Source organism: Thalassospira sp. MCCC 1A01428, assembly GCF_002115825.1.
Lineage (GTDB): Bacteria > Pseudomonadota > Alphaproteobacteria > Rhodospirillales > Thalassospiraceae > Thalassospira.
On the sequence record NZ_JFJZ01000012.1, the window covers coordinates 22,184 to 35,363 of the forward strand.

Sequence of the window (13,180 nt, forward strand, 5' to 3'; positions counted from 1 at the left end):
GGTCTCTCCGGTTTTAAACTCACAAAAAACCAAAAGGACAAATGTTCAATGAAACTTTTACGTTACGGGCCGGTTGGCGCTGAAAAACCCGGTCTTCTTGATGCCAATGGCACCATTCGCGATCTTTCCGGCGTGATTGCCGATCTTGATCCTTCGACCATCTCGCAGGAAACGTTCGATAAAATCGCCGCCATCGATGTGGCAACCCTGCCGGAAGTCTCTGGCGATCCGCGTATTGGTGCCTGTGTTGGCCGCCCTGGCAAATTCATTTGCATCGGTCTTAATTATTCCGACCATGCCGCTGAAACCGGCATGGCCGTCCCGCCCGAACCGGTGATCTTCTTTAAGGCGACCTCGGCTGTATGCGGCCCGTATGACAATGTTGAAATCCCGCGCGGCTCGGAAAAATCCGACTGGGAAGTTGAACTGGGCGTTATCATTGGCAAAGAAGCCAAATATGTCGATGAAGCCAACGCGATGGACCATGTTGCAGGGTATTGCGTGGTCAATGACCTGTCAGAACGCGCATTCCAGATCGAACGTTCCGGCCAGTGGGTTAAGGGCAAAAGTGCCGATACCTTCGGCCCGGTCGGCCCCTACCTCGTCACCCGCGACGAAGTAAAAGATCCGCAAAACCTGCCGATGTGGCTGACGGTCAATGGTCATAAATACCAGAACGGCAGCACCACAACCATGGTCTATGGCGTGCAGTTCCTGATCCATTACCTGTCACAGTTCATGAGCCTGCAACCGGGCGACATTATCTCGACCGGCACCCCTCCGGGCGTTGGCATGGGCCAGAACCCGCAGGTTTACCTCAAGGCTGGTGATGTTATGGAACTTGGCATTGAAGGCCTGGGGAGCCAGAAACAAACGACGATTGCCGGGTAATATACTCTATACTGTATAAAGACTGACATTTTAAAAAGTCGCCGTCGTTGATGGCGGCTTTTTTATTCAGGCGGCATATCGAAGCTGTTGGGCAGTGATATCCAGATAACAGTTTGCGCTTCTGGCGAATGGCGCGAAAGATGACCCTTGCCGTGGTTGTCTTCCACTAAAACAAAGCTCCCCGCCCCAACGTGACGGATTTCTCCGTCGCTTGCCTTGTATGTCACAGATCCATCCAGCCTCACAGTCAGCACGGGCTCTGGCACCGTATGCCAGGTAACTTCGCGCATCCCGGCTGGAATGTGGGTAAGGCGAACGCGCGACGCCGGATAATTGGCCGTTACATCAAACGGCACGGCCTCAGGATGCACCGTGCGCTTTGTTGTAGGCAAGTCAACTTCATCAAAATGTAACTCACCTTTGCGTATTGTGATGGGATAGCGGTCTTAGTTTTTTGATTCCATCGAATTCGGAATTGATGTGTTGGATCTCCAAAGGATGGCAATCGTGGAGAGACAACCGGTTCTGACTAATATTTTGACATTGACAGTGTATTTGTTTGGATAAATATTGAATAAAATGTGTTGATACGTTTTTTGACTTAATGTTGAGTTCTGAGATTTGGAGGAAGTGTTGTTGTTTTATCATGTTATGATCCAGGGTATGGACGATGAGAAAAAAATTTTCGAATTTGATAAAACAGATATTGATGAGATTAAAAATGATATAATTTTTCCATATTTGAAGGGCGAATCATTTTATTTTGATGGTTATTTTTTGTCTGGAAATGATGTCAAAAGAATATTGGTGAAAGAAACTAAAATTAAGATAGGTGATTTAACTTCTGCCAGGAATGATCGAGTTCCGGCGGGTGTTTTAATTTTTTATACTCCTAGTTCTGTCTTTATGGGGGATTTCGGTACTAATGATATTACAAAAAAAATTATTTCAGAAAGTAAGTTAGAGATTGGTGCGGTCACTTCTACGGAGAAAACCTCCAATGGAGGAGGCATGAGTAATGCTAATGATGGAGACAAGAGTAAGGTTTTTGTTGTTCATGGTCATGATGTTTCGGCAAAATCTGAGGTCGCTCGTTTTATCGAAAGGATTGGATTTGAGGCTATTATTTTACATGAGCAAGCTAATGAAGGGAAAACAATTATAGAGAAAATTGAACGATATTCTGATGTTGGGTTTGGCATCGTTTTGTATACTCCATGCGACTTAGGAGCCTCATCGAAAGATAAAGGCAATATGAACTTTCGGGCTCGGCAAAATGTAGTGTTCGAGCATGGGTTTTTGATCGGCAAGATTGGGCGTTCTAATGTGTGTGCTTTGGTTAAAGGTGATATAGAAAAGCCGAACGATATTTCAGGAGTTGTTTATGTCGATTTTGGTGAAGGTGAAGCATGGAAATATCAGTTGGCAAAAGAGATGAAAAAATCAGGTTATGACGTTGATCTAAATAAAATTTGATTGCAGTGGGGCTTTAATCATTCGTTGACTAATCATCCCCACCCAACGCCTGATACAGCGTCACCAGATTTAAGATCTGGTTGAGCTGGTTTTGCAGGAGGGATTCTTCGGCGGTGCGGCGGTTTTCCTGCGCGTCCAGCCAATCCTGTATGGAGACGGCTCCGGCGCGAAAGCGGGTTTCATAGATGCGTTCGGCGTTGCGCGCGTTATCAAGGGCGGCGCGCAGATTTTTGGCCTGTTCCAGATAGTGATCGCGGGCGGATAAGGCGGTTTCAACGTCGCTGAATGCTTGATACAGGGTTTGGCGATAGGTCGCGATATCCTGTTCGTATTGGGCTTGCGATACCTTGATATTTAGTTGGCCTTCGTTCCAGTTCAGGAACGGCAGGGCAAGGCTGGCGCCCAGCGTGCCAATCGGGTTTTGCAGGAAATTGCGCAACTGGTCGCTGCTGGTACCGAGTTCGCCGGTCAGGTTCAGGGTGGGCAGCAGGCTGGTTTTGGTGGAATTAAGCTGCGATACATCTTCGCGCAGTCGCAATTCGGCGGCTTTGATGTCGGGTCGACGGTCCAGCAAGGCTGCGGGCAGGCCCGAGGCGACAATTGGCAGGCCGCCATCGGGCAGGGTTTTGCGGGCGATTTCCATGTTTTGCGGTGGCTGGTCAAACAGGATCGAAAGCGCGTTTTTGTTGGCCTTCAGGCTTTGTGCAATTTGGGTATAATCGGCCTGCTGGCTTTCAAGGCTGCGGCGGGATTCATAAAGTTCCAGCGAGCTTGACGCTCCGCTTTCATATTGCACGTTTACCAGTTCCAGCGTTTTGCGCGCATAATCAATACTGGCCTGGGCAATTGCCAGGCGTTGCTGGTCGTATACCGTTTGCCAATACAGTTTGGCGGTGGTGCCGGTGAGCGTTAAGGCCGTGCTGGCGCGGTCTTTTTCGGTTGCCAGGGCTTCCCATTTTGCGGCGTCATAATCATTGCCAAGTTTCCCCCACAAATCTACCTCGTAGCTGACACCCGTTGTGGTGCCATAGCTGCGCGAGATATTGCCGGTATCGAGGTTGCGCGAGGTGGAGCTGTTGGCGGTGGCAGACAGGTCAGGGAACAGGTCGGTTTTGGCAATGCCCGCTTGCAACTGGGCCTGACGGACCTTGATGGTGGCGGCGGCAAGGTCGTTATTGCGTGCAAGGGCATTGGCGACAAGCTGGTTTAGCGCATCGTCGTTAAAGTTATGCCACCAGTTGGAGGGGGCAAAGGCGGCGTCCTTGCCGGGGATGGTCGCCTTGTTATTGCCGTTCACATCCATGTCGTCGCGGGCATTTGCCGAATACCAGCCATTGGGCACACCAACGTCGGGCCTGGTATAGCTGACTTCTTTCAGGCTGGAGCAACCCGCAAGGATCAGCAGCGACAGGATGGTTCCGGTCTTGAGGGTGGATTTAAACATTATCAAAATTCTCCATCAGTCCCGGTTCAAGGCATCGACAGGGTTCAGGCGGGCAGCACTGCGCGCGGGCAAAAAGCCAAACAGCACCCCGATCATGGAGGAGCAGGCGAAGGCCGCAATAATTGAGGTGGTGGAATAGATCATTTGAATGGGAGTTCCCAACATATCAAACAGCACCCCGAATAACAGGGCCAGCGAAACGCCCAGCGCCCCGCCGATCAGGCAAACCAGCACTGCTTCGATCAGGAACTGGCGCAAAATATCACCCTGACGGGCGCCCACCGCCATGCGCACACCAATTTCGCCGGTGCGTTCGGTAACCGATACCAGCATGATATTCATAACGCCAATGCCGCCGACAATTAGCGAGATAACGGCAATGGAGGATACAAGCAGGGTGAGCGTTGCCGTGGTGGTTTCGATGGTTTGGCGGATGGTATCGGTATTGATGGTGAAAAAATCGCGGATCCCGTGGCGTTTTTCAAGAAAGTCGCCAATTTTTTGTTCGGCCAGTTTGGTATCCACCGCATCGGCGACGCGCACGGTGATGCTGGTCAGGTAATTTTGGCCGGTCAGACGTGTCATGACGGTGGTGTAGGGTAGCCAGACATTGAGGGTATCACCCCGGCCAAAGGCACTGTCGTGTTTTTTTGTGACGCCAATGATGCGCACAGGGACCGAACCTAACAAGATGACTTTGCCCAGCGGATCTTCACCATTGGGGAACAGTTTGTCGCGCGTGTTATTATCGATAATCGCATCCTGATCGCGGTTTTGAACAGAACGCTGGTTAAACCAGATGCCCTGATCCATTTCATACCCGCGTACGCGGTCGTAATTCACCCCGACACCGGTAACGGCGGATGTGACCTCGATATTGCGATAGCGTAGCGTGACACTGGCAGAAACGCTTGGCGTGACGCTATCGACATAATATTCATCATCCAGCGCGGTGGCATCATCGGCAGTCAGGGTACGGATACTATCGGCATCGCGGTCGCCAAAATCCTGCCCGCGTCGAATGTCGATGGTGTTTGTGCCAATAGAGCTAATGTCAGCCAGCACCTTTTCGCGCGACCCAGTGCCAAGGGCAACGACAGACACCACCGAGGCAATGCCGATGATAATGCCCAGCATGGTAAGGAATGTGCGCAAACGGTGCGCTGCCATCGCCACCAGTGCCATTTTAAAGGCTTCGCCAAAGCGGCCAAATTCGGCCCACAGGCGGTTGCCCGACGGTTTTTTGGCAATGGGGGCGGGCGTGGCGGTTTCATTGCCACTTGCTGCGGTCTGGCGTTCATCACGGATGATTTCACCATCCAGAATTTCGATCACCCGTTCGGCGTGGGCTGCAACATTTGGGTCGTGCGTGACCAGAATTACCGTATGGCCATCGGCATGAAGGTCACGCAAAAGGGCCAGGGTTTGCTCGCCGCTTTTGCTGTCCAGCGCGCCGGTGGGTTCGTCCGCCAGGATCACATCGCCGCCATTCATCAGGGCACGGGCAATACTGACACGTTGTTGCTGCCCGCCTGAAAGCTGGCCGGGGCGATGATGGGTGCGATCGGCCAGTCCCACTTTATCGAGCAGGTCCTGGGCCCGGGCATGGCGCTGGCTGGGTGAATAACCGGCATAAATAGCAGGGACTTCCACATTGCCGAGCGCGGTTAAATCGGACAGCAAATGATAGCGTTGAAAGATAAAGCCGAAATATTCACGGCGCAGGGCAGCCAGTTCGTCGGGTTCCAGCGCGTCGGTGGCGCGGCCATTAACACGGTAGGTGCCGCGTGTTGGCCGGTCCAGACAGCCCAGAATATTCATCAAGGTTGATTTGCCTGAACCCGACGCGCCCATAATGGCAACCATTTCACCGCGTTCGATGGTCAGGTTAACGCCTTTAAGCACGGCAATTTTCTGGTCACCTGCGGGATATTCGCGCCACAGGTTTGTGATTTCAATTAACGGTGCAGCCATGATCAGAACATCATCCCCCGTGGGCGACGATTACCAGTACCGTCAATGGCAACGCCACTGGCGGCGCCAATGACAACACTGTCGCCTTCGGCAACGCCCGATGTAATTTCGGCTTTGACATTGGTGTTAAGGCCAACCGTGACAGGCACCTGTTTGATTGTTGGTTGTTTGTCGCCGTCGCTGTTGGCAGTGGCGATTTGCACATATTGTTTGCCATCCTTCCCGCTGATCAGGGCGGATGAGGGAATGATCAATGCGTCTTTGACCGATTTTAAAATAATGGTGACTTCGGTGGTCATGGCGATGCGTAAAACGCCATCGGGGTTGGGCACATCAAACAGCGCATTGTAATAAACCGCCTCGTCATCGGCGATGCCATCGTCATTGTCGTCAATTTCATCGGGGGCGGGTTCAATTGCGCGCAGGGTGGCGTGATATTTGGTGTCGGGGTCGCCCAGAATGGTGAAATAAACCTTCTGCCCCGGTTTGACGCGAATAACATCGGCTTCCGATATTTCGGCTTTGACCGTCATGGTATCAAGCTGGGCCAGTTTAATGATGGTAGGTGTGGTTTGCACCGCATTCACCGTTTGCCCGACCTTGACGGGCAGGGACACAACCGTGCCATCCATCGGGGCTTTGATCTGGGTGTAATCAAGGTCGATCTGGGCGGTATCAACGGCGATTTTCGCCTGGTCGATTTCGGCATTCAGCGCGTTAATTTCGGCCTTGGTGACGGCAAGGGTGGCGGTGGCGGTTTCAAGGTCTTCCTGCGGGCTGGCATCAAGGCGGCGCATTTTTTGCTGCCGTTCATAGGCCTGTTGTGCCTGGCGCAGGGTCGCTTTTTTTGAGGCCAGTTGCGCCTGAATATTGGCCAGGTTGGCTTTCGCGTCGCTCAGGGCATTTTGCTGGGTGGACGGGTCGATCTCGGCGATCAGGTCGCCCTGCTTGATGACATCGCCCAGGGCGACATGCAGTTTTTGAATTTGCCCCGAAACCTGCGCCCCGACCGACACCAGCTGATAGGATTCCAGCGCCCCGCTTGCCAGAACTGTGCTTTCCAGATCACCACGCGTTACCTTGGCGGTAACATAGCTGGGGGCTGTTTCGGGCGGAAACAGATAATTGCGGCCAAACCACCCGCCAGCGGCCAGCAGAATGATAACGACAATTATGGTGGTGCGATGGGCGAGCAGTTTTTTCATGGGAATCCGTTATGCTGAATTCTTAAAGCGTCGGTGTGGGGCGAAAGGCACGAACAAGACGTTCGTTTCCATCTTTATCCTGAACCTAGATAGCATTCATTGATGTGCCATGGGGTGAGCAGGATGAAAAACATGTGTAAGGGATGTGTAAAGGTCGCATCTGTGGCCTTTTCGCGGCGATTTTGCCCGGTATGATACAATCAGATTTGGAGAAGGCCGCCGTGAGTCGAATACTTCTGATTGATGATGACACTGAACTGGGCGAGATGCTGGCAGAGTATCTTGACGGGGAAGGTTTTGAAATTACCGTTGTGCATAATGGCCGCGACGGGATTGCCCATGCCCTGTCAGGCGATTATGCGATGGCGTTGCTTGATATTATGATGCCCGGCATTGGCGGGATAGAGGTTTTGCGCCAGGTGCGTGCCCAAAGCCGGATGCCGATTATTATGTTAACCGCCAAGGGTGATGACGTTGACCGGGTGGTAGGCCTGGAGCTGGGCGCGGATGATTACATTCCCAAACCTTATTATCCGCGCGAACTGGTGGCCCGTATTCGCGCAGTTTTGCGGCGCGTCGGGGGTGATGAAGGTGCCGGGGTGCCAAAAGGTAGCGGGGCTGAAGGTCGGGAAGAAACGTTGCAACAAGGCCAGGTCACCTTGGACCCGGCGCGCAGAATGGCCGCATTTGGCGGAACAGAGCTGGACCTGACGGTTTCAGAATTTAATTTGCTGGAAACCCTGATGCGTGCCCGTGACAGGGCACTTTCAAAAAATGAGTTATCGTTAACTGTGCTGGGCCGTCCACGTGAAGTTTATGACCGGTCCATCGATGTACATATGAGCAATCTACGCCAGAAATTACAGCAGGTAAGCGGTGATGCAACCCTGATTGAAACCGTGCGCGGGTTTGGTTACCGGCTGAGGCAAAACCCATGAGGGGACGGCTTTTCTGGAAAATTCTGGTTGGCTTTGCCATTACGTTTGTGGGTATAGCTCAGGGGATATGGCTGCTTTTTCAGTTTTACGGCCATCCGCCAACCCTGTACCTGATCGGTTATTTATCGGCAACCGTACCCGGATATGTCGAGATGGCGACCCGTGCCGCCGAACGTGGCGGTGTGGCGGCACTTGATCAACTGGTAAAGGACTGGCCCCGGGCGGAAAGGGAACGGTTTGCCTATAAACCCGTCAGTGCCGCGGTTGCCGCCCAGCAAAATAAACGCAACGATACGCTGCCCACCGCACAGGAACTGGCGGAATGGTCGGAAAAAACAGGGAACCTTACCCGGCGTTTAACACCCGAACAATTGCGCGAAGGGTATCTGGTGGCGCATCAGGTATGGGAAACCGGCAGTATTGTCCGCACCATTCAATTGCCTGACGAAACATGGATACAAATGTCGTTTGATGCCAGCGACATTGTGGCGCAAATCCCACGGGACCGGCATTTTAATGTGCCCATGCCCATGATTGTGGCCGGGGTGGTTGGCGGGCTTATTTTTAGTGCGCTTTTGGCGTGGTATTTAACCCGGCCGATTTTGCAATTGCGTAAGGGCTTTGAACAACTGGCATCGGGTGAAATGTCGCATCGTTTGCGCCCGAAAATGGGCCGCCGCCGCGACGAAATTGCCGATCTGGCCCGCGATTTTGACCATATGGCAGGCCAGTTGCAGCAACTGATCGGCGCACGCGACCGCTTGTTGAACGATGTATCGCATGAATTGCGATCACCGTTGGCGCGGATGCAAATGGCGGTTGCGCTGGCCCGGCAAAAACCGGAACGGGCCGAAAGTTCGTTTGACCGGATCGAAAAGGAAACCATTCGCCTTGATGAACTGGTAGGTGGGCTTTTAACCCTGTCGCGGGTTGAAAGCGGGGCGGCACATCAACCGGTATATCTGGATCTGGATCATTTGTTGGGCCGGGTCATTGCCGATGCCAGGTTCGAGGCCGAAGGTCTGGGTGTTACCGTAAAAACCAACCTTGCAGTGCGCCGGTCGCATTTCGGGGCAGTACCCGTGGTGCTGGGAAATGCCGAATTGTTGCGCCGGGCTTTTGAAAATGTGATCCGCAATGCGTTGCATCACACCCCCGTGGGTCAGCAGGTAGAAATTACCGCTACCGCCGATTTTGACAGGCAAGTTTTCGATATTATGATTGCGGACTGCGGGCCGGGCATTGCACCAGACATGATCGAGATTGTGTTTGACCCCTTTACCCGCGATGTGGGGGCGAACGGGGTGGTGTCAGCGCAAAGTGATGCGGGGAATGATATGGCGCGCCATATGCGTTTTGCCCCTGTAAGCGAAAAACGCGATGTTGCCGGGTTTAATGCCAGTAAAATCGGTTTCGGGCTTGGCCTTTCGATTGCCCAACGCGCCATTGTTGCCCATGGCGGGACCATTTTTGCCCGCAATCGCGAAGAGGGTGGGTTGGTAATGTATATAACATTGCCTTTTATTGTGCGCCCTGTGGGTAGCGACGATTAATAATGCGCGACAGCAAACCGCATTTTGGTATGTTTTTATATGTTGGTTCGTGACGGCGGACCAGAAGGTTCGTCTTTGGTTGTTTGCGGTAATACGCCATCAGGTTGCGGTAAAATTACGATGGCTTCAAAGCCATCAACTTCGCCGGTGGCCGGGGATTGCAACAATAGCTGACCACCGGCCTGCTGCATGATGGTATCGGCAATTGCCAAACCCAGTCCTGATCCTCGTGCGGCAGGATTATTGCGTTCAAACCGTTCTGTTAATTTGATCAACACATCATCGGGCACGCGTGCGCAGCGATTGACAATGTGAATATGCGCCGGGTGATCGGCCGACGCCCAAATATGAATAGCGGCATCTTCGTCGCTGTGGATCAGGGCATTTTCGATCAGGTTGCGCAGGCAGATGGCAAAGGCGTCAATGTCGATTTTCCCCATCAATTGCCCGGCATTGACTAAATCAACATCAAGGCGATGCGCATAGCGGGTATCACGGCTGAAATCCTCGATAACGAGGGATAACGCGGGGGATAAATCCTGCATTTCGCCCACAACGGCAACGCCAGCTTCAGCGCGGGAAAGCTGCAACAGTTTTTCCGACAGACGTTTTAAGTGTTGCAACGATTTTTCGACCTGGCTGGCGCGATCGCTATTGGCGGGATCATCCGATATTTCGGCACGCAGGCGCTGGGTTTGTGCCAGTGCCGCAGCAATCGGGGTGCGTAATTCATGCGCAGAATTGGCGGCAAAATTACGTTCTGCTGCCAGAGCAGATTTAAGACGCGCCAACAGGTTGTTAACGGCTGTCACAATCGGATGTAATTCGTCGGGTAGTTCGGGGCGGTCAATCGGGGCCATATTGCCACTGCCGCGATTGCGGATGTCATCCTGAAGCAGGGTCACAGGGCGCAATCCGCGCCGGACACTCCACCAGATACCAATGATGCCAAGCGGGATGAGAACAAGCAGCGGGGCAAGGATCGCGGATGTGCTTTCGCGCAGGGCTTCGCGGCGATGGGCAAGCGGTTCTGCAACCTGAATATACAGGCTGTTGCGCAGGGTTGATTCTGTATAATAGCGAAACCTGTCATCTTCGGAAAAACCCGGTCTTAACGGGGCAGAGAACGCATCGGTCCCCCCTTCATAGGATTGCACCAGAACTTTGCCGTCAGGGTCGCGGATTTGATAGGCGACAAATTCGTCCGCTGTTACGCGGCTTCCGGTTGGCATGCGGTGCGGGGCGTTTGCATCGCTATGTTCGAATAAATAATCAACGGCAAGGGGTAAAATACGGTGCGCTGTTTGCTGCAATCCGCTGTCAAAGGCTTCGCCCATTTCATCTTGCATCACCAGCAAGGCAAGGACGCATCCCAAAAGCCAGGCCAGCGTCATTACCACTGTAACCCGCGTGACAATGGCAATGATCAGGCTGTTTTTCATTTTTAGCAATGCCATCCGCTTTTATCCCTCTAGGCGGTAGCCGACACCGCGCACAGTTCGGATGGGTTCAGGACCGATTTTTTTGCGCAGGCGGCTGATATATACCTCGACTGTGTTGCTTTCGATCTCGGCACCGAATTCATACAGGGCATCTTCGAGCTGGCGCTTGGACAGGATGGCACCAGGGCGTCGCAAAAGCTGGTCAAATACAGCCCATTCGCGTGCGGTCAGATCAATCTGACGGCCCGAAACAAACACAAGGCGACTGGCCTGGTCAATTGCAAGGTTACCGATTTCGATTAAAGGATTTGGATTGCCCGAATACCGCCGCGAAACCGCCCCCAGCCGTGCGATCATTTCCCCCAGATCAAAAGGTTTGACCAAATAATCATCCGCCCCGGCATTCAGCCCGGCGATACGATCGGAAATCTGGTCTTGTGCTGTGAGGATAACGCACGGGGTGACATCGCCGCGTTTGCGAATATTCTGTAAAAATGTGATTCCATTGCCATCCGGCAGGTTCAGATCCAGCAGGATAATATCGTAACGGGTACTACGCAGGGTATCTTCGGCATCAAGAAGGGCTGGCAACCAGTCCACAGCTTCGCCCTGGGCCATTAAATGATCCTTGATCGCCTGTGCCAGCGATGGTTCATCTTCTATCAGCAATATGCGCATGTTACCTGACGGGCTTCTGTTTTACCTGTTTGTACAGTGCCACAAGGAACAGAGAAAATCGTGCAAACAATTTGTCAGGGCTTCAGTTAGTTGTCAGCTTTCCCTGCCAGAAGCCCGGCCACCCTGATCATATCAGACCAAGAGTTTCCTTGCGGTACGGGTCGGAAAATATTATCAACACCGCTAACGGCAATGCGGGACGACGTCGTTATTTTCACATCAGATCGTAATACAATGGCCAACTGGCCCTTATTGCAGGACCATTCGTGAAAATGGCGAATTTGTTACTGTATTTGTGAATAGTTGTTTGTGCATAAATATTTGACGTTTCAACAGAATAAGGACATTGGCGCATCTGTACCCCGATTGGGGGCGCGATACACAAAATGCGTTGATCGCCACGACGGTTCATCAGAATGACATTTGAAAAAAACGCACTGCCCGAAGACCCGGCCCTGTCACAGGCGGCGGTTGCCAACCAGCCTGAAACGATGGACGGTTCTGTACCGGAACTTTCGGTTGTGGTGCCGGTTAAAAACGAGGCTGAAAATATTGAGCCGCTGGTGAACGAAATTGTCGCAGCGTTGCGTGGCAATGTTGCGTTTGAAATTATCTATGTTGATGATGGCAGCACCGACGAAACCACGACCATTGTGCGCAAATTGCGCGCATCGGTGCCGGAATTGCATTTGATTTGCCACGAGAAAAGCTGTGGCCAGTCGATTGCGGTTTTGACCGGGGTTAAAAATGCCCAGGGCGATTTGATTGTGACACTTGACGGTGATGGTCAGAATGACCCGGCCGATATTCCGCAAATGCTGGAACGGTATCGTGCCGAGGGTGTTAATGCCCGTGCGCTGATTGCCGGTTGGCGGGCCAACCGTCATGATACGGCAATGAAACGTGTTCAGTCCCGTATTGCCAACAAGGTACGTGGTGGTTTGTTAAAAGATGAAACACCTGATACCGGATGTGGCATCAAGCTGTTTCGTCGGGATGACTTTTTGGCATTTCCGCGCTTTAATCACATGCACCGTTTTTTGCCGGCCCTGATGTTACGCGATGGCGGCAAGGTGTATTCGGTTGCGGTTAATCACCGGCCCCGGTTGCGAGGAACGTCAAACTACAGCATGATGAACCGGCTTTGGGTTGGTATCGTTGATATTATGGGTGTGATGTGGCTGCAGGCACGCGCCAAAACACCTGTTGTGAAATCAAAGGAATAGGGGGCGGCAATGCATGAATGGTTTGCACGTTTGTTCGCCCATATGGATGTCTGGTTTGTGCTGGGCATTGTGGGTCAGGTCATGTTTTCCGGGCGGTTCCTGGTGCAGTGGCTGGTAAGTGAAAAACATGCCAAAAGCATCGTTCCGGTTGCATTCTGGTATCTCAGCATCCTTGGCGGTATCTGCCTGATGGTCTATGGCCTGAAAAGGGCGGAACCGATCATTATTCTGGGGCAGTCTTTTGGGCTGATTGTTTATGCGCGGAATCTGTATTTTATTCACCGCGAAAAACGTAACGCCCAGACGGAAACCATTTCGACGATCGTGGCAGAATAACCCCGCAATCAAATTTA

12 protein-coding genes are annotated in these 13,180 nt (G+C 52.5%); 6 read left to right on the forward strand and 6 right to left on the reverse strand.

Translation table 11 applies throughout. The features are described 5' to 3' along the window. Positions 1-48 precede the first annotated feature (48 nt). Positions 49-891, forward strand: a complete 843-nt coding sequence (locus THS27_RS11690) for a fumarylacetoacetate hydrolase family protein (RefSeq protein ID WP_085591034.1) — start codon at positions 49-51, stop codon at positions 889-891. A gap of 62 nt (positions 892-953) precedes the next feature. Here THS27_RS11690 and THS27_RS11695 read toward each other — a convergent pair whose 3' ends face one another. Continuing rightward, positions 954-1,283 carry a hypothetical protein gene (locus THS27_RS11695; RefSeq protein WP_246832940.1) on the reverse strand — a complete coding sequence of 110 codons (330 nt, stop codon included), beginning with the start codon at positions 1,281-1,283 and terminating at the stop codon, positions 954-956. Positions 1,284-1,554: 271 nt separating this feature from the next. Here THS27_RS11695 and THS27_RS11700 point away from each other — a divergent pair, with 271 nt between their 5' ends. Further along, a complete protein-coding gene (locus THS27_RS11700) occupies positions 1,555-2,367 on the forward strand; it encodes a TIR domain-containing protein (RefSeq protein ID WP_139835557.1) in 813 nt (270 codons plus the stop codon). 28 nt (positions 2,368-2,395) lie between these two features. Here THS27_RS11700 and THS27_RS11705 read toward each other — a convergent pair whose 3' ends face one another. Genes THS27_RS11705 through THS27_RS11715 form a run of 3 tightly spaced genes read right to left on the reverse strand, consistent with a single transcriptional unit; the run spans position 2,396 to position 6,990 of the window. Beyond that, a complete protein-coding gene (locus tag THS27_RS11705; protein ID WP_085591040.1) occupies positions 2,396-3,811 on the reverse strand; it encodes an efflux transporter outer membrane subunit in 1,416 nt (471 codons plus the stop codon). A 15-nt stretch (positions 3,812-3,826) separates the two neighbouring features. Then, complete coding sequence (locus tag THS27_RS11710) at positions 3,827-5,785, reverse strand: MacB family efflux pump subunit (protein ID WP_085591041.1); 1,959 nt, start codon at positions 5,783-5,785, stop codon at positions 3,827-3,829. 2 nt (positions 5,786-5,787) lie between these two features. Further along, the gene (locus tag THS27_RS11715; RefSeq protein ID WP_085591043.1) at positions 5,788-6,990 is read right to left on the reverse strand and encodes an efflux RND transporter periplasmic adaptor subunit; all 1,203 of its coding nucleotides are present in this window, start codon (positions 6,988-6,990) and stop codon (positions 5,788-5,790) included. Between the two features lie 221 nt (positions 6,991-7,211). On the opposite strand from THS27_RS11715, the gene THS27_RS11720 reads away from it, so the two are divergent. Together THS27_RS11720 and THS27_RS11725 are read left to right on the forward strand one after the other, a co-directional pair. After that, a complete protein-coding gene (locus THS27_RS11720; RefSeq protein WP_246832941.1) occupies positions 7,212-7,928 on the forward strand; it encodes a response regulator transcription factor in 717 nt (238 codons plus the stop codon). Then, the gene (locus THS27_RS11725) at positions 7,925-9,481 is read left to right on the forward strand and encodes a cell wall metabolism sensor histidine kinase WalK (RefSeq protein WP_085591045.1); all 1,557 of its coding nucleotides are present in this window, start codon (positions 7,925-7,927) and stop codon (positions 9,479-9,481) included. The genes THS27_RS11720 and THS27_RS11725 overlap by 4 nt, the downstream gene beginning before the upstream one ends. Positions 9,482-9,516: 35 nt before the next feature. Here the strand turns inward: THS27_RS11725 and THS27_RS11730 are convergent, their stop codons facing one another. Both THS27_RS11730 and THS27_RS11735 read right to left on the reverse strand, forming a co-directional pair. Next, the gene (locus THS27_RS11730; RefSeq protein WP_085591046.1) at positions 9,517-10,938 is read right to left on the reverse strand and encodes a histidine kinase dimerization/phospho-acceptor domain-containing protein; all 1,422 of its coding nucleotides are present in this window, start codon (positions 10,936-10,938) and stop codon (positions 9,517-9,519) included. 6 nt (positions 10,939-10,944) lie between these two features. Next, positions 10,945-11,601 (reverse strand): response regulator transcription factor, encoded by a 657-nt coding sequence (locus THS27_RS11735; RefSeq protein ID WP_085591048.1) that lies wholly within the window; start codon positions 11,599-11,601, stop codon positions 10,945-10,947. A gap of 416 nt (positions 11,602-12,017) precedes the next feature. Between THS27_RS11735 and THS27_RS11740 the strand changes: the two genes are divergently transcribed. Both THS27_RS11740 and THS27_RS11745 read left to right on the forward strand, forming a co-directional pair. Beyond that, a complete protein-coding gene (locus THS27_RS11740) occupies positions 12,018-12,827 on the forward strand; it encodes a glycosyltransferase family 2 protein (protein WP_246832942.1) in 810 nt (269 codons plus the stop codon). A gap of 9 nt (positions 12,828-12,836) precedes the next feature. Beyond that, the gene (locus tag THS27_RS11745) at positions 12,837-13,163 is read left to right on the forward strand and encodes a lipid-A-disaccharide synthase N-terminal domain-containing protein (protein ID WP_085591050.1); all 327 of its coding nucleotides are present in this window, start codon (positions 12,837-12,839) and stop codon (positions 13,161-13,163) included. Positions 13,164-13,180 lie beyond the last annotated feature (17 nt).